Source organism: Dysgonomonas gadei ATCC BAA-286 (assembly GCF_000213555.1).
Lineage (GTDB): Bacteria > Bacteroidota > Bacteroidia > Bacteroidales > Dysgonomonadaceae > Dysgonomonas > Dysgonomonas gadei.
This window is the reverse complement of sequence record NZ_GL891985.1, coordinates 37,812-56,318: the sequence shown is the minus strand read 5'-3', so window position 1 is coordinate 56,318 and position 18,507 is coordinate 37,812. Positions and strand designations below refer to the sequence as shown.

The window sequence follows — 18,507 nt, the reverse complement described above, 5'->3', positions numbered from 1 at the left end:
TATCAGGCTTATTGTTTCACGTCCACCCAGCGGCCTGTGGTACGGCTTTGCTCCGACGGGTTGTACATAGGTTCATTGCTTATGGCAGGGAGGTAGAACCTGCCGCAATATGCAGCCTGTAACCTGATGCGGAACGAAGATGAATAACCGGAACCGATATTATAATAAGTATATACCCTATCGTCTCTTATATCCTGATAGTTGAACGAACCTGCCGTCCTGCTATCCGCTTCGTTGAACAGGCGGGTATTGAATATCTCCCATCCCGAAGGGAATATCTGACTTAGCGTCATGTCGGTCAGGTATTGCCCCGAAATGTTCTGTACGATTACATTGGCAAAGAATTCCGTTCCTTGTTTCAGGGAAGTAACATCCAGCTCCTTACCGTTTTCATCCACATATTTCACATACAGGTTCGTTCCGTTGCTTTGAGCCGGAGTATTATCCACAATCGGCTGAGTACGTCCAAGTAAGCGGACGAAGATTTGTCCCTGTCCTTTGTTCTTTATAGAAACATGAACTTTCTCCTGTGGTTTCAGGGCTATTTCCTGGAACACGTCTCCCGAATTACCGGTCTTCTGTTTCACGCCGTTCAGTTCCCAATCGTAGGAGATAACACCTTTACCCATCTTCTCGGCAAGTTTCGACATAGCAATCAATCCAAAAGCTGCTGACTGTGTCGTAATATATTTGTCACTCAGGCTTTCCGATACCTTAAACGACAAGGCCAGCGCCCTTTCTGTTTTTCCTAACAACAGATAAGTTTCCATTATCATCGACATATCACGTGATGAACTACCATACGTATTGTTGTTGAAAGAATAAGGGCTTACCTGATCGCTTAGATTGGTTATCAGTTGATTTGCCGCATCTTTCTTTCCTGCGAGGGCATAAGCCGCAGCCAATCGCCAACGAGCCTGTGCCGACAACCCGCTCATCTCCTTCAGACGGTTCATAGCCCCCAGTTCCGGTTCTCCGGAAAGGGCAAGTGTATATAGACGGTATGCCTGTTGCAGGTCGGCCATCGAATTACTGTAATATGAAGTATAGAGGTCGCCTCTGTTCCATGACTGAGCGGCTTTCTTCTGGAATTGCTTCCATTTGTTTATCACCGACGCCGGCACGTCACGCCCTGCCCGCTGGGCTTCTACAAGGAAATGCCCTGCATAAGTGGTTACCCATTCGTTAGGTACAGTATTACCCGGCCAGTAGGCGATGCCTCCGTCTATCAGTTGGCGCGAAGTAATCATTCTTATACCCTCACGAATGTTATTATCCATCACATCTTTCTCTTTATTGGAGAACGGACGGAATGCCTGTACATACAATAATGGGAACACCTTTGATGTAACTTGTTCGGAGCATCCGTGCGGATAATCGTGCAAGTATGACAGGTTCTTGTTGAGGTCTATACCCGGCATACGGGATATCTCCAACTTAGCCCAATCCTCGTCTCCGATAGCATCGAAAGCTATGTTCAATTCAGAGGTTCCATCGACTGGTACTAAAGCCTGCGACGACAATAGTAGAGGTGGATTAGGGTTGCGCACTTCTATATCGATGGTCTCTGTCGCCGCTTCTCCGTTGCCAGTAGCCTTGATTATTATCTTTTCAAATCCGATTTTCTTACCCACCTTCACTTTGAAGTAAACCATCTTATCGCCCGTCTGGGTAAAGGCCACCGATTTGGTAGTTCCCTCTGTGAACTGGAACAATCCTTTCGACTGGGCTGTCAGGCTTACATTCTTTATCTTCTTGTCCATAGCAAATACATTGACAGGAAGCAAAATCTCTTCATCCGGCCCTGCTACGCGCGGTAGGGTAGATAATATCATCAACGGGTTGCGTACAGGCACAGCCTTTTCGGCACTGCCATATGCTCCATTCGGATTTCCGGCAACAACCATTACACGTACCGAACCGAAATATGGCGGCAAGGTAATCTTATGTGTATCGGTCTTTCCTCCGCTAAGAGTAAACGGTCCTAAGTATTTCACCACCGGTTTGAAACGGCTCATTGTATTATTGCCCGGCTTTAACGCTTCGTCACCTCCGATGCTTAGCAATGGTCCGAGTTTTCCTGTCTGTGCGCCTACCACCATGTCGAACATATCCCATGTGCGGACGCCCAATGCCTGACGTGTATAGAATTCGTCCCATGCGTTCGGGGTACGGAACGAGGTCAGGTCAAGTAATCCTTCATCTACAATAGCAAGGGTATAAGTCATCTCTTTACCGTTCTTTTCGGATACGGATACAGAAAACTCTTTCTCCGGACGGAGTTCATCCGGCATGGTTATCACAGGAGTCAGTTTGGTCTCACTATTCTCTACATTTATATTCAATACGCCATACATGCGGATAGGCAGGTCGTTATCAGTCTGCGCATGTGGCTGAAACAGGCTGGCAAAGATATAGAAGTTAGGCGCCATGTCTTCTGTTACCTTGAATGTATGTTTTGTGTCTTCTTTTGCCGTTGTAGTCACCCATTCACGTGAAATGATGCGGGAACCGTCCTCAAGGCTTATTAACGCCCGTCCATCGGAACTTTTAGGGAGGATAACCGTAACTGTTTCCCCTACTTTATACGATTGCTTATCCGTTGTGAACGAAAGCATAGTCAGTCCGCTAGGGTCTTCCTTGTCGGAACGCCCACGCCACGACGGCCAGTCGGCATATAACAAGCGTCCTGAGGTATGTCCTCCCCCGTCAGTAACCATTATCAGATAGCGACCCCATTCAGGATAGTCGACACGGAACTTTACTTTCGCCTTGCCTCCACCCGAAGTGGAAATCTTTTGGTCTAGAATGACCTTGGTAGATGTATTGTTGACATATGAGGCCAGATTATCATTCGAATTCCACCACCATGACCAGTTCAGTTTGTATATTTTAACTTCCAGTCCCGAACGGTTGACAGGCTTGCCTGCCGGTGTAAGGGTAACAATGTCTATCATGTTATCCTTATCGGTTTCCAGCCACCCGTACTGACTCTCTGTCGGAGATTTTATACCAATGTAAGCCGGGAATGGAGAATAAGCCGCAGTTTGTGTATAGATGCTGGCATCGCCTCCCGATTCGAATACACGCGAAACAATATTTGCCCGAAGCATACCCGGAGCACTTGCCGCCTGAGGCAGATTCGCCCTTACGGTCGCATTGCCGGAAGCATCCAGCCTGCCATCGAAGACAGTGTATGTATCCGAAGTAAAGTTTGACGCCGGATTATTAAATGCATATTGTTCATACCCTTTGAAAGGTGTGCGCACCTGACTCAATGTCATCTCTACTTTAGCCGCCAGATTTACAGCCGGAGCACCGTGTAGCCATTGCGACGATAATGAACCGGAGAATGAACCTGAACCCGCATCGATCATATCACCTACTTCGAGACGGATTTTCAGGCGGTTCGGTTTCACCGTTTCTATCTTTAATGTCTTATAGAATGTAACGCCTCCTACTTTTACCCGTGCCTGCCAGTTACCTGTAATGGCATTGGCATCTGTTGCCATACGGAACGGATAGAAGCCATTTTTACCCGTAGTGGAAGTATATCGCTGAGCCATTTGCCCGCGAGGGGTGTAAAGCTCGAGTGAAACAGGATGTTCTTTTGGCAGGGTTTTGGCTTTATCTTCCAGAATGAAAGTTACGAATATGGAATCGCCCGGACGCCACACGCCACGTTCGCCATAAATATAGCCTTTCAGTCCTTTCTTTATTTCTTTTCCACTCACATCAAAGTTGCTTAATAAAAGGGAAAGATTTGAAGTTACTTTCAAATAGCCTTTTTCTTTTTCGCGGGATGCAATTACAACAAATGGCACGCCACCTTTGTAGTCTATATCGGCGAATCCGTTTCCATCTGTCTTTCCACTACCGATACGTTGCATCTGATAGTTATAGATGTCTACTACGCCGCCCGATATAGGCTTGGTGGTAAGGATATCTGTAAGAGCCACGAACATTTTCTTTTCAGCACCCAGTTTGGTGGTTATTCCGATATTGGAAGAAAGTACAACACAACTATATGACTTATTCATGTAGAATGTAGGATCACATGGGTTTTCTCTTTCTTCCCAGTTATAATTATCCCAATCCCAATCATCCGAATAGTAATATCCCGGCCTGTCCCATTTAGCTTCGTCCTCTTCCGAGAGTTGGTTGTCGAAGCGTTCGAGGGTTGCTTCTTCGGGTATCTGGGGAGTTGTACCGCCACATGGGTAGAGAGAATACTCTTTCTTCATGGAGAACTCAACTTTGTAGACAGCCCCCGGATCCTGCTTTATCATTGTAGCCAGATCGAGGGAGAAGTTGTTCCACTCTTCAAGTTTCATTGTAGGGTCTTCGTCCAGCCGGATACGTTTCTTGAGGATAAGGCGTCCGAAACGTTTCAATTCGTCACTCTCACCAAAGTCATTAGCTTGCAGATAACCCAATATATTATTTTCGAATATCTTAATCACCTTTACATCTACTGCCCACAGATTAACTGCCTGAAATGGGATTATCAGGTTGTCGGAATTAGGAAGGATATTTCCTGTGCTCAACAGTTTTATCTCCGGACTGTTCTTCTGAAAATTGACACTATAGGTATAATCGTCTTTGAGTGATATGTTGGCAACACTTTTTATCTCCTTGAATATCTTGAGTTCGACACTCGTGCCTCTCGTAGTTTTGTCCAGATACAGTCTCAACACATTTCTGTCTATATCGAAAGAAAAACTTTCGATAGTACCGGGTTTTACCAGACCTTGTATATTCTGGCTGAGAGAGAGCGGATCGCTAAAGGTAACACGGATACACTCCTGCGGATCGTATTCCATAGCTACATCTATTACTTCAAACTGTGATATTTTGGGTATCACTATCTTTATATCTTCATCTTTTTTCAATCCGATAGCGTCTCCTTTTACATGTAGGGTATATTCATTATCTGAATTGCCCCGGTAAAGGCTATCAACTAAAAGGCTGAAGCGTCCTTTTGTTTCAGTCGGCGTAATCTTTATCTTCGCATCTCCGGCCTTATCTCCGCCCGAAAGTGAAAACATTTTGGTGACATTATCAAGTTGGGCATCATCGGCCAGCAATACGGTTCCTTGAACAGCGTTCCATTTAAGGTCGGTCTCTTTGATCGGAGAATACGGCATCAGGCTGACACTATAATTCTGTTCCGGAATATGGAAGTGAAAATAAAACTCTTTAAACTCGCTTTCTACTTTCAATACCTTATCAAGCTTGAACCAGGCTTCGTATTCTTGTCCCTGCTTCAGTTCTCCGGCATCGGGGATGAACTTTATGGTACGGGAGCTTGACCAGTAAGCCTTTCCTTTTATTGATGGGGAAAATTTGAATAATTCCTGATCGATCTCCTTATTCAATTCCACAGTCGGAATATCCTGAGTAAGTTCTATTTGTATTTCAGAGGATGAGGAAACCTTTCCGTATGTAAATGCTGCAATATATTTTGCAAACTCGGAATTAATTTCACGGGTACCGCCCTTCTTACATGAATTCACAATAAAAAGACACGATAAAAGAAAAACAGGGATGAGGAAAAGATTTTTTTTCATAGCTATATTATTTGTGTCCGTTGCCATTTAATTATATACTAATTCACAAATATAAAAGAATATTTGCGATTAAGGGTAGGTAAAAAGGGCTAATTGTAGGAAGTGTCCATTTCCGGTGATGAAATGGCTATACAGCTTCATGTAATTTTATAATTCTATAAAATCGTTTATTGTTGCCCGAAAACATTTATTTATCTTTGGATATCAAAAAAAACTTAACACACTATGGATGTTCGGATAAATTGGATAGACTGGGCTAAAGCACTGACAATGGGACTAGTTGTTCTCGGACATTTTGAATATGAGGATAGGGGAGTTATTTTGCAAAATTTTATTTATAGTTTTCATATGCCTTTATTCTTCTTATTATCTGGATATCTATATAAACAATCGAATGACTTTAAAGTTTTTTTGTCAAAGAATATCAAGACTTTGGTTGTGCCATATGTTCTTCTAAACCTGTCGGTATTTCTTATTATGTTCCCATATTATCTTCATTCCAATATCGATATTAAGAGTCTCTCGTTCAATTTTATAATCTGTGAAAAGTTCATTCCGGCCTCGGCTTGTTGGTTTCTGATAAGTCTGTTCTTTGTTAAAGTCATATCTTTCTTCATCTTAAAGCTAAAACATTTTTTACAAGTCTTAATTATTGTATTTTTATCCGCATCTTGTTTTTACATATCGCAGAAATTAAAGATAAACGTATATTTCTCTATTGATTCAGCTTTGATGGCTATTCCGTTTTATATTGCTGGCTATTATTTGAAAAAGTATCAGATAGTAGAGAAAATAAAAAATAACTATACTGGGCTGATATTAATTGTAATAACATTTATTCCTCTACTTATTGGGAATTACATTAATGGGAGAATTGGCATGTATTCTTGCTATTTTGGTAAATATCCGATTTTATTTTACATTAATGCATTTATTGGTTGTATTATGGTTATCTGTACTTGTAATCTGCTTAATAATATAGAATCTAATATTATCAAAAAGATATCATCAGGATCATTGGTAATATTAGCATATCATTTTCCTCTTATAACACTTTTAAATTGTTTATATTTTCATGTATTCGCATTATCTCCGGATGTCTTATCTAATGTAGTAATGTCAATTATTATCATGTTGTTATTATATTACCCTATCATACTAATTCAAAAATATTGTCCTATACTGATTGGAAACAGGAAAAGCTGAATAAGGAATTTTAAACAAACAGATATAAACTAAAAGCCATTACCAACATACCTGCTACCAATCCCATGATAGAAATATGGTGTTTTCCGTACTTCTCGGCACTGGGCAGCAATTCGTCGAGGGAGATGAACACCATAATTCCCGACACGGCAGCCAGAATAATCCCGTTCATAGCTGGAGTCCAGAACTGCATGAGGAAGAAATATGCGATCAACGCACCGAAAGGTTCGGCCAGACCGGAAGCGAACGATAGCCAGAATGCTTTTTTGCGGCTGCCCGTAGCGTGATAGATAGGCACGGCGACAGCTATTCCTTCGGGGATATTATGTATGGCAATAGCGATAGTTATGGGGATGGCAACATCAAGGGAGCCGAGCGCAGACGTAAAAGTAGCGATACCTTCAGGGAAATTATGTATGGCAATGGAAAGGGCGACTACTATGCCTGTACGCTTTAGCGAACGTTTTTTATCCATATCTTCCACACCTTGAATCTCATGCGGATTTAATGACTTGGGAATTGCAAAGTCAATCATATTTATGAGGGCAATACCCGCGAAGAAAGCAAGTATAAGATAGAGTGTCCCCATTTTCTCGCCATAGACCGATACCAGTTCCAGTTTGCCTTGTGGCATCATCTCCATAAATGAGACGTACAACATTATACCTGCCGAAAAGCCCAGAGACGCACACAGGAATTTTGTATTCGTATGTTTGGCAATTAGCGCTATAAGGCTGCCTATACCAGTTGATAGCCCGGCAATAGCTGTAAGTATAAATGCAAGTAGTATATTCTGTTCGGTCATTATTCTCCTGAAACGTTAAGATTGCAAAGATAAGGGATTACCGTGAGGTATGGTAAAGATTTACAGCATGAAATGAAGAATGTCCGATTAAATTTCTTTTAAGTATAAACAATTTGATAATTTTATGAGTTCAATAACATTAAGCGTTTTCGTGATCCGGGATAAACCGAACAGATTTTGCTTTTGCTCCCGCAGCTTAGATGCATTCATATAAAATGACATATACTATCTCTATGGCAAATAAAAGTAATTACAGAATCCATTTCATACAACATGTTCCCTTCGAAGGGCTTGGATATATTGGAACATGGATAGATGAAAACAATTTTACCCTTTCCACAACCAAAATGTACGAAGACTACGAATTTCCTGATTTGTCGGAATTCGATCTTCTCATCATTATGGGAGGCCCTATGGGCACATATGAAGAGGATAAATATCCGTGGCTGAAAGAAGAAATAGCATTTGTGAAAGAGGCTATAAATGCAGACAAGGCTGTTATGGGTATTTGCCTGGGTTCACAAATCATAGCCGGAGCCTTAGGGGCGAAAGTATATCCGAATAAGGAAAAAGAAATAGGCTGGCTGCCTGTTACTTTTTCCGATATCAGGGCGCAAGCCTTATTCGGTTGTGAGGACACATCACCTATTGTTTTCCAATGGCATGGAGATACCTTCGACCTTCCTACTAACGCAAGCTTGCTGGCCTCGAGTGAAGCGTGTAAGAACCAGGCATTTTTGTACAAAGACAATGTTCTGGCTTTGCAATTTCATCTCGAAGTGACAGAAAAAAGTTATGCGGAAATGCTGGACAACGGATTAGACGAACTAACGGACGGAAAATACATTCAGACAGAAAATTATATACGAAATAATACTCATTATATAGAGGAATGCAACCGGATGATAAAATCCGCGATGGACAAGTTTATAGAAAATATATGACACAGAAAACATATAACACAGGTACAGGCGCGCTGATATTCATTATCTGCCTGTCGGCCTCTCTGGTTCCATTCATGGGTTCGGCTCTGAACCTTGCTTTACCGTACATAAACAGCGACTTATCACTCGATGCGGTCATGTCGGGATGGGTTCCGACTTCCTATATGTTGTCCACCGCTATACTTCAGATACCCTGCGCGCGTATCGCCGATATGATAGGGCGCAGAAAGGTTTTTGTATGGGGCGTCATTGTACTTACTGTATTTTCTGTTTTAAGCGGCTTTGCCTCTACGGGAACAAGCCTTATCATATACCGCTTTCTGGCCGGGGTGGGCAGTGCGATGATGTTCGGTACAAGTACAGCTATACTGACCTCATCCGTTCCTGCCGAAAAACGGGGAAAAGCGCTGGGTATGGTTGCCGCGGCCGTATATTTTTCCCTTGCTGCAGGTCCTTTTATCGGAGGAATACTTACCCAGTATTTCAACTGGCACAGTATATTCTTTGTATCGGCGGCACTCAGCCTGATTGTGGCTGTCGGCGGCATAGTGATAATTAAAGACGACTGGAAGGAGGAAGGAAAGAGTACGTTCGATACTGTCGGGGCTATATTGTTTGCCGTGGCTCTTTCATCTTTGATCTATGGCTTTTCGGAACTTCCTCATGTCAGCGGATTCATTTTTATCGGTATCGGTATCGTTGTTATCCTTTACTTTGCTGTATATGAGAAAAAACAGGAATTCCCCGTATTCAATATCAGGGTATTTCTCGGTAACAGGGTATTCCGCTTATCTTCCCTCTCGGCACTGATTAACTATTCGGCAACTTTTGCCATATCCTTTATGCTCAGTCTTTATCTGCAATATGTGCGTGGCCTGTCGCCCCGCGATGCCGGACTGATACTTATCGTGCAATCGGTGGTACAGGCGGTAGCTTCTCTTAAATCGGGAAGTCTGTCGGACAAAATGTCCGCGACATTTCTGGCAACGCTCGGTATGGGAATTATAGCTGTAGGATTAGTAGGATTATGCTTTATAACCGAAACTACCAACTTATATTATCTGGGAGGCATACTTATATTATTAGGACTGGGATTCGGTATTTTTTCCTCACCCAATACCAATATCATTATGAGTTCGGTAGAGAAGAAACATTACGGGCTGGCCTCGGCCACTATGGGAACAATGCGTCTCACGGGGCAGGCATTCAGTATGGGTATCGCTATTATGGCTATTTCGATAATGATAGGAAATGTGAGGATGTCGCCTGCCTTGTCGTCTCAATTTATCGGTAGTATGCGGATAACATTTGTTATTTGTCTTGTATTATGTTTATTCGGAGTATACGCTTCATCGGCAAGGGACAGGAAGAAGAAAGATGTGTAAAGGTATTCCGGAAAGTTTATCTATGTATATAGCTCTTAGCCTTTAGCTGTTAGCTTATATCTCTTTGAAAAAATGAATTAGCAGATTTGTAAATTAGCATATTAGCAAATGAGTAAAAAGTGTTACATGTGTTACCTTTGTTACCTTCTGCATATTTACAAAGGATTTTTGAACACAGAATAAAAGGAATAAAAAAGTAATTGGTGAAGAAAGAATATGAAAAGCCTGTTTAAGAAGATAAAGAAAGATTATAATACAATCAATCCCAAACAAAAATCGGGACTTCTTGAGGTATTGAAATATATCGGACCCGGACTTTTGGTTACCGTCGGTTTTATCGATCCCGGTAACTGGGCGTCAAATTTTGCGGCAGGGTCAGAATTCGGCTACGCTCTGTTGTGGGTGGTTACACTATCCACCATAATGCTGATTATTTTACAGCATAATGTTGCCCATCTGGGGATTGTTACAGGATTGTGCCTATCGGAAGCCGCAAATAAATATTTGCCGAAGACCGGTTCACGCATTGTACTCTGGTCTGCGATAGGCGCATCCATTTCCACATCACTGGCCGAAATTCTGGGAGGGGCAATAGCCTTGAATATGTTGTTAGATGTGCCGATTAAAGTAGGGGCAGTATTTGTCGCGGTCTTTGTATTTATAATGATGTTCTCCAATCCCTACAAGAAGATAGAACGCTATATCATTTTCTTTGTTTCCATGATTGGGCTTTCCTTTATATACGAACTGTTCCTTGTTGATATTGAATGGGGTGAGGCGGCAAAAGCATGGGTCGTACCGTCTGTGCCGGAAGGCAGCATGCTGATAATCATGAGTGTACTCGGAGCCGTAGTGATGCCACACAACCTGTTCCTGCACTCGGAAGTTATACAAAGCCGACAATGGAACCTGCAAGACGAAAAAGTGATGGAAAAACAACTGAAATACGAGTTTTTCGATACGTTCTTCTCGATGCTTATCGGCTGGGCGATAAACAGTGCCATGATACTACTGGCTGCATCTACGTTTTTCAAACAGGGAGTAATTGTCGACGATTTGCAACAGGCACATTCTCTTCTGCAACCGTTATTGGGCAGTAATGCCGTTGTTATATTTGCTGTCGCGCTGTTGCTGGCCGGAATATCGTCATCCATGACATCGGGTATCGCAGCCGGTTCTATCTTTGCGGGAATGTATAATGAGCCATACAATATAAAGGACATACACTCCCGCATAGGAATACTTATTTCCTTAGGTGTGGCTTTAATCATTATATTTATGATAGGCGACCCGTTCAAAGGGCTGATTATATCGCAGGCAATATTGAGTATGCAGCTACCTGTAACAGTCTTTCTGCAAGTCCGGCTTACGTCATCGAAAAAGGTAATGGGTAAATACGCGAATTCGCTGCGGACTAAGATATGGCTCTACGGTATAGCATCTATTGTGACATTCCTGAATATACTTTTACTTGCAAGTTTTTTTACAGACATCAAATTATAGGATAAGATTGTTACTTTATTACCAAATACCTATCTTTAAGGCCGTAATCCTATCCCATTTTATAAAATAGAAGCATATGAAAAAGATTATATTATTTATCCTTTGCTCTACTCTTATAACAGGAGTATCGACAAGTTGCGGATCGAAGACTAAGTCTGAAACGTCTTCCGAAACTGAGAAAGTAATAAATAAAGCCGATGCACCTGATGCTAAGTTCGTAAAACTGGCAGAAGAAACCAATAAAACAACACCTATGCCCATGCCGGGAGGTATCAGATTGGATAAAGCGGAGGCCATGTCTAAAAGAGAATATAAATATTCTTATACTTTTACTCAGGCTCCGACTGTTTCTGCAGAAGAATTTACCAGAAATGTAAAATCCATGCTCACCTATGCTTTGCAGAGTACAACAGGGAAGGATATAGATATGTTTAAAGACAACAAAATGATTGTTTATTATGCATATTACACAATGGACGGAAAGCTTTTCGCGGAAGTAAAACTGATGCCGGAAGATTATATTAAACAAAAGTAAAACTAAATTCAACTATAATGATCAAGCATATTGTAATGTGGAAGCTCAAAGACGAGGCCCACGGAAACAACAAGGCAACTAATGCCGGACTGGTAAAAGAAAAACTGGAAGCCCTCAGCGGAAAAATCGACGGCTTATTAAAAATAGAAGTCGGTATTGATTTTCTGGGAGGAGGAAATTTCGATGTAGTACTCTATTCCGAGTTATCAAGCAAAGAAGCGCTGGATACCTATCAGAATCATCCTTTGCATCAGGCAGTGCTTCCGTTTATCAGAGAAGCGGTTATGGATAGAAAAGCGGTAGATTACGAGGGATAAAATGCAACAGGAAGAAATAATAAGAGATATCCGTCAGCGTTGTCGCAAAGCCATGAACGGTATCGCATCTACCAGTATGCGGCAGCGGGGCATATCTTACAAAGTGAATTTCGGACTGAATATCCAGCAGATAAAAGAGTTGTCCGGTCGTTACAAACCTGATGCAGAGCTAGCTGAAATACTCTGGAAAGAAGATACCCGAGAACTAAAAATACTGGCGACTCTCCTCTATCCTGCCGATGACTTTACAGAGGTCGTCGCCAATAAATGGGTTACAGAGATTCCGAATCAGGAGATAAGGGAGCAACTATCCCTTAATCTGTTACAAATCCTTCCTTTTGCCGGTAAACTGGCTTTGGGATGGAGTAACAGCAAAGACGAGAGTATCCGCACAACAGGCTATTGGCTTCTGGCCCGCCTGTTTCTAATAAAGAAAGCAGATAAACAGTCTGCAAATGATTATACCTTTATATGGGATGATGTTATTTCAGATAATATGTTTCTTCGCAATGCAGCCTCGTTGGCATTGAAGCACATAGGACGTCAATCAAAGAGTGAAGCTGATATAATACTGGACAAGTTATCTATATATAAGGATGATAACAACTTGATAAAGCAAGAAGCATATAATAGTCTGCTATTCGAATTTGAGTATTATAGCCTCCCCAACCCCTCCGAAGGAGGGGCTTCATGAGAGACTCTATACCGGACACCTCCCCAAGGGGGAGGCCGGGAGGGGGCTCGTTTACTTCCCTATAGTATATCTCAGGCCGGCATAGAACTTACGTCCCATTGTAGGGCCCCAGACCATTGTAGCGTCAAAATCATCTCCGAATGGATTCTCGGAAGATATGATAGGATTCTTCTGCCTGAAGTCAGTTATATTTTCCGCACCTACATATACACTCCAGTTTCGGAAGTTCTTGGTCACCTGAGCATTCAGGATAGTAAACGAATCGAATCTGGTATCCCACAGCGGATTTGCTGCATAGGGAGTAGGCATACGCCCTCCACCGTTAAATTGAGATGTGAGGTCGAATACCCATTTTCTTAAAGGGGTTTCATATGAAGCTGTAACCAGTGCCTTGTAATCACTGACAAGAGGCTTCTTCATCAGCTTGCCGCCATAATTCGTCTTCGCGTCCGTCCAACGGTAAGCTCCCAGTATATTGAAGCCTTTGAATAAAGGATAAGATGCCTCTATCTGGAAGCTATTGGCGTATGACTTTCCTTGCAGGTTATAGAATTGTACTGCATGAGGGTTGCTGTCCACGTCTGTTACTACCTGATTATCGAAGTCGGTACGGTACCATTCTCCGGAGATAGTAAGCTCTTCGCCTTTGACCGGGATATGGAAAGATATGCTTGTACCGTAGTTCCATGCCGATTCCTGCTTCAGATTATCGGCTATCTCTATCTTCCTGCTGCTGGCCAGATAGAAACTATTCTCCGGCATAACAAATACAGTCCGGTAGCCTTTGCCTGCCGAGGCTCTCATGTTCAGCCATTCTACAGGCATATATTTCAGATGTAGGCGTGGAGTTACAAACATTTTGTCGTGCAGGGAGCTGTAATCGGTACGCAGACCTGCCAGCGCGATAAACTTGTCATCCTTGTTGAATGTGTACTGGAGATAACCGCCTGTTGTTGTTTCCTGATCCGGCTGGTTGGTAATCGGCTGTGCCAGATATATGGACTGGTTGTATTTATCCCAGTTCATACTGAGTCCTGCACTTAGTTGATGCGCCTTTCCAAGCCCGGTTTCATACATCAATGAGGCATACAGATTTTTACCGTACACATTATATTTATTGGCTGCATACTGTGATTTCTGGTCGTGATATGAGCCTGTGAATATCAGCGCCACATTGCCATTTCTTTCTTCATCGACAATATAAGAATTCTTTGTATAGAACTCTCCACGGTTTGCATTCACCGTTATTTCATAAGGGTTATCCTTATTCAGGGATGACGGAGTCAAGGTATGCATTGTCTGTCCGCTGGTACGGTAATCCTGCACAAAACGGACACCAAATTGGGAAGCATAGCGTCCCGACATATAATGCCAGCGGTTCATCATATTGAACTGATGCTTCTTCGGCGCATCCAGGAAGCTATCGTCATTATCGTCATGTGAAGCCGACTCATTCGAATAATGGAGGAATAGGCCTGTATTCAGCTTATCATTCAATATAAAGGCTGCGTCGGCATTTCCTTCATACCGGCCTGCATCACTCGCAAACAGATTCAGACTGAGGGGATCGGCGCTATTCGGTTTCTTGTATTCCACATTCATTTGCCCGGTGATAGATTCATAGCCGTTTTTCACCGATGCTGCTCCTTTGGATATTTGTATGCTTTCCATCCACGGGCCGGGAATATAGTCCAAACCATAAATAGAAGCCGGCCCGCGAAAGTTCGGATAATTTTCAGTTAGAGTCTGCACATATGTTCCTGCCAAACCTAAAAGCTGGATTTGTTTTGCCCCTGTCACAGCATCACTGAACGATACGTCTACCGAAGGGTTGGTTTCAAAACTTTCGGACAGATTACAACATGCGGCGCGATGCAGTTCTTTGGTTGTTATCTTTTCGGTATTCAAGAGGCTGGTACGGGACTTAATCGTTCCCGGAGGGGTCTTTTCTATAATGACCTCACCCAATTCATTATCTTCATCCAGTGTTATATTCTGCATATCCGCAAAATCGTGGATGTGAACGACCTTATTTTTAAAGCCGATATAGTTCACTTCGAGCATATGATCCTTGTGAGGCGTACCGTTTATCTCAAAGTAGCCTTTTTCGTCAGTGAGCACACTCGTTTTGGAATTTTCCCAATGTACGCTGGCGCCTATCAAAGGCTGCTTCTGAGCGTCGTAAATATATCCTTTCAATATGTCTTTACTGAAAGCCAGTGTGGGAAGAAGTAGTAATATTATAAATAGTTTTATCGTTTTCATTTGATTCTCTTTATTAGTAATGAGTTAATAAGCACTTAGTAGTAAGTACAAAGCATTAAGTACAGGATTATCTGAATATCCTGTATAACATAACTAAGGTAGAGAAATCAAATGATAAGTACTCTGATAAGGGACAGGTAATCCCTCGGAGGACTTTCGGGAGGTGATTCAAACTGAGTATATTCATCGGTATATTCTACCTTTTCGGGTAAAATATTCGAAGTAACAGCCAATGAAGCATCCGATATCCACACAAAAGGAGTTGCCACCTGAGGACGGAATGATGAGGCATCTATATCTATAGACAAGCGGGATGCCGAACAGTGCGTCTCACTTTTAAACGAAGTTTCACATGTATCGTGATGTGCTGTATCTTTAACAGAACAGCAGCCTGAAGCTTCTTCAGTTTGACCAGCCTGTGCGCAGCATACATGTTGTTCGGTCATAAAAAGTGTCTGGCCACTGCAAGTAGTACAGCAGTAGTTTATAATTGTCACCCCTGCACCTGTGAAAAATACAGTTGCGGCGGCAATCAATAATATAAGTGTCTGACCAAACTTTTTCATTTCAACTACAAAGGTAATTATTTTTATATAACAGATAAGTTTTTAAGAAGTTTTAGCAGAAACATACTTATGACGTATTTCTTCTATACAAGTTTATCTATAAATAGAGCTGATAGCCTTTAGCTGTTAGCTTATAGCTCTTTGAAAAATTGTAATTGTATTTAAAATTGATAAATAAAAAGTATACAAAAGTAGTCAACTTTGTCAGTTTTTCGCTATCCTGCCCTTCAACAGAAGAACTGATTATTCTTTATAATATATATGCTTAACCCTGTTGGATATCGATGTAAATATTTCGTAAGGGATCGTATTTATTTTTTTTGCCAAATCGGTTACCGGAAGATTTTCTCCGAAGATAGTAACAATATCCCCTTCTTTGACTTCTATACCTGTAACATCTATCATTGTCAGGTCCATACATATGTTACCTACAATAGAGACCTGGTATCCGTTGACAAGGACAACCCCTACACCGTTCCCAAACTGACGGCTGATACCATCGGCATAACCGATCCGGATAGTGGCTATTGTAGCATCGTGGTCGAAATGCCCCTTACGTCCGTAACCAACGGTTTCTCCGGCCTTGATGTGCTTTATCTGCAAAATAGTTGTTTTCAGCGTACATACATTGCGAAGCCCGTTCAAGCCACTGGCACTGACACCATAGAGGCTTATCCCCAGGCGTACCATATCCAATTGTTCTTCAGGGAAACGTTCTATTCCTGCTGAATTGAGAATATGCTTCATCACCGGATAATGGCAGCTGTCTTCAACTTCTCCGGCTATCTTCTTAAATGTCTTGATCTGTTGGAGGGTGAAATCATCAAAGTTCCAGCTTTCGCTGGCAGCCAGATGGGAGAATACGGACTGTATACGTACACCGGTCTGCCCTTTGACGCGATCCATTAATTCAGGTATATCCTCTTCTGTAAATCCAAGGCGGTGCATACCCGTATCTATCTTTATATGTATCGGGTAGTTGGTTATACCCTGCAATTTAGCTTCTTTAATGAAGGCGTCCAATATTCTGAAATTATAAACTTCAGGCTCTAAAGAATACGTGGCGAGTTCCTCAAAGCCTCCGACTTCCGAATTGAGAACTATAATAGGAACTTTTATCCCTTGTTTACGCAGAATTACGCCTTCTTCGGCAACAGCCACAGCAAGATAATCGCATTTATGGTACTGGAGCGTCTTAGCAACCTCGGACGAGCCTGTACCATATCCATCAGCCTTAACCATACAGATCATCTTTGTTTTCGGATTCAGCTTGGAACGGTAAAACTTAAAGTTATGGACAATAGCATCCAAGTCCACATCCAGTACGGTCTCATGGGTCTTTACCTCCAGCAGTTTATTTATACTCTCGAAAGAGAAGCTTCTCGCCCCCTTCAACAGGATGAACATATCATGGAAATCGTGCCAGATGTTGGAGTGTATAAAGTCTTCGGTAGTATTAAAGAACAAGCTTTCGGTATCTTTAAACATCTCCTTGTGAGCCGATATTTCCTGCCCTATACCTATCAGAAGGTCTATTTTCTTATTTAACACCAGATTGGCGGCCAGATAGTACAACTCGCGCGGAATAAGTCCCGATTGCGGAATGTCGGATATGATAAGTACCTTTTTCTGTTCGCTGGTGGTAGCACGCTGTGCAAGAAAGTCCAATGCTATATTCAGAGAATTGATATCTGAGTTGTACGAGTCATTGATGAGAGTAGAATTATTCTTCCCCTGACGTACATCGAGCCGCATAGCTACAGGCTCGAGAGTCGACATACGCTCATTTATGTCAGGAAGCGACATATGAAGATAGAACGCTGTAGCCAGTACATGGATCGCATCTTCGATAGAAGCATCGTCAGAGAATGGAATCACCAGCTTAGATGCCATACCCAAAACAGAATAATGAATAGTCGTAGATTTTTCCTGCTTCTCTATTTTCATTATGTATAACGGGCTCTTACTTGAACCCCTGCGTGACCATGTCAGACGTTTATGCGACAGACACGCAATTTCCATACATTCATCTATCAGTTCATTTTCTTCTTCGCAAATGATGACATCGCAATTGATAAACAGTTCCAGTTTCTCCAGGCATTTCTGCTTCATGGATTTAAAGCCTTCCTGATGAGCCTGTCCGATATTGGTGAGAATGCCTATAGTAGGACGGATAATCGCCTCCAGCTTCGACATCTCTTCCGGTTGGGAGATCCCTGCTTCGAAGATGCCGAGTTGCGTATGATCATTCATTTGCCACACCGACAGCGGTACTCCTATCTGGGAATTGTAACTGCGGGGCGAGTGGGTTATATTAAAGTCCTGATGAAGTATCTGATATAACCATTCTTTAACTACTGTTTTTCCATTGCTGCCTGTTATACCAATAACAGGAATATCGAACTGATTGCGATGATATGCCGCGATACGCTGCAATGCAGCCAGGGTATTTGTTACTACAAGGAAGTTCGCATCGTTATAATTCTCCCAATCGGGAAGTATCTGCGAAACAACAAAGTTACGGACTCCCAGTTCATATAGTTCGTTGATATATTTATGTCCATCGTTATTCTTCGTGGATAAGGCAAAGAATAATGTTTCAGCCGGATAAAACACTTGACGGCTATCGGTAAGCAATATACTTATGTCTGCATCGTTCAGGTCGGATACAATAGCATCAAGTATTTTGGCTATTTTATGAATGGAATATTTCATGT

The 18,507-nt window shown here is 42.2% G+C and carries 12 protein-coding genes; 7 read left to right on the top strand and 5 right to left on the bottom strand.

Features of this window, described 5'->3' with window-relative positions; genetic code table 11:
• Positions 1-8: 8 nt before the first annotated feature.
• Entirely contained in the window at positions 9-5,570 is a 5,562-nt protein-coding gene (locus tag HMPREF9455_RS12755; protein WP_044216306.1) for an alpha-2-macroglobulin family protein, read from the bottom strand.
• A 225-nt stretch (positions 5,571-5,795) separates the two neighbouring features.
• On the opposite strand from HMPREF9455_RS12755, the gene HMPREF9455_RS21955 reads away from it, so the two are divergent.
• Entirely contained in the window at positions 5,796-6,776 is a 981-nt protein-coding gene (locus HMPREF9455_RS21955) for an acyltransferase family protein (RefSeq protein WP_006800119.1), read from the top strand.
• A gap of 10 nt (positions 6,777-6,786) precedes the next feature.
• Here the strand turns inward: HMPREF9455_RS21955 and zupT are convergent, their stop codons facing one another.
• Positions 6,787-7,581 carry a zinc transporter ZupT gene (zupT, locus tag HMPREF9455_RS12745; protein ID WP_006800118.1) on the bottom strand — a complete coding sequence of 265 codons (795 nt, stop codon included), beginning with the start codon at positions 7,579-7,581 and terminating at the stop codon, positions 6,787-6,789.
• A 233-nt stretch (positions 7,582-7,814) separates the two neighbouring features.
• On the opposite strand from zupT, the gene HMPREF9455_RS12740 reads away from it, so the two are divergent.
• The 6 genes from HMPREF9455_RS12740 (at position 7,815) to HMPREF9455_RS12715 (ending at position 12,959) form a co-directional block, all read left to right on the top strand.
• Positions 7,815-8,525 (top strand): type 1 glutamine amidotransferase, encoded by a 711-nt coding sequence (locus HMPREF9455_RS12740; protein WP_006800117.1) that lies wholly within the window; start codon positions 7,815-7,817, stop codon positions 8,523-8,525.
• The gene (locus tag HMPREF9455_RS12735) at positions 8,522-9,910 is read left to right on the top strand and encodes an MFS transporter (RefSeq protein ID WP_044216305.1); all 1,389 of its coding nucleotides are present in this window, start codon (positions 8,522-8,524) and stop codon (positions 9,908-9,910) included. Before HMPREF9455_RS12740 ends, HMPREF9455_RS12735 begins: the two co-directional genes overlap by 4 nt.
• A 216-nt stretch (positions 9,911-10,126) precedes the next feature.
• Positions 10,127-11,413: an Nramp family divalent metal transporter gene (locus HMPREF9455_RS12730; RefSeq protein ID WP_006800115.1), complete on the top strand. Its 1,287-nt coding sequence runs from the start codon at positions 10,127-10,129 to the stop codon at positions 11,411-11,413.
• 76 nt (positions 11,414-11,489) lie between these two features.
• Complete coding sequence (locus HMPREF9455_RS12725) at positions 11,490-11,948, top strand: hypothetical protein (RefSeq protein WP_006800114.1); 459 nt, start codon at positions 11,490-11,492, stop codon at positions 11,946-11,948.
• Positions 11,949-11,965: 17 nt separating this feature from the next.
• Positions 11,966-12,265, top strand: a complete 300-nt coding sequence (locus tag HMPREF9455_RS12720) for a Dabb family protein (protein ID WP_006800113.1) — start codon at positions 11,966-11,968, stop codon at positions 12,263-12,265.
• Position 12,266: 1 nt separating this feature from the next.
• Positions 12,267-12,959 carry a DNA alkylation repair protein gene (locus tag HMPREF9455_RS12715; RefSeq protein ID WP_006800112.1) on the top strand — a complete coding sequence of 231 codons (693 nt, stop codon included), beginning with the start codon at positions 12,267-12,269 and terminating at the stop codon, positions 12,957-12,959.
• Between the two features lie 51 nt (positions 12,960-13,010).
• Here HMPREF9455_RS12715 and HMPREF9455_RS12710 read toward each other — a convergent pair whose 3' ends face one another.
• The 3 genes from HMPREF9455_RS12710 to HMPREF9455_RS12700 all read right to left on the bottom strand — a co-directional run bounded on the left by HMPREF9455_RS12710 (position 13,011) and on the right by HMPREF9455_RS12700 (position 18,505).
• Positions 13,011-15,224, bottom strand: coding sequence for a TonB-dependent receptor (locus HMPREF9455_RS12710; protein ID WP_006800111.1), 2,214 nt, complete (start codon positions 15,222-15,224; stop codon positions 13,011-13,013).
• A gap of 107 nt (positions 15,225-15,331) precedes the next feature.
• Positions 15,332-15,790: a hypothetical protein gene (locus HMPREF9455_RS12705; RefSeq protein ID WP_006800110.1), complete on the bottom strand. Its 459-nt coding sequence runs from the start codon at positions 15,788-15,790 to the stop codon at positions 15,332-15,334.
• A gap of 243 nt (positions 15,791-16,033) precedes the next feature.
• The gene (locus HMPREF9455_RS12700; protein ID WP_006800109.1) at positions 16,034-18,505 is read right to left on the bottom strand and encodes a bifunctional UDP-N-acetylmuramoyl-tripeptide:D-alanyl-D-alanine ligase/alanine racemase; all 2,472 of its coding nucleotides are present in this window, start codon (positions 18,503-18,505) and stop codon (positions 16,034-16,036) included.
• Positions 18,506-18,507: the final 2 nt, after the last annotated feature.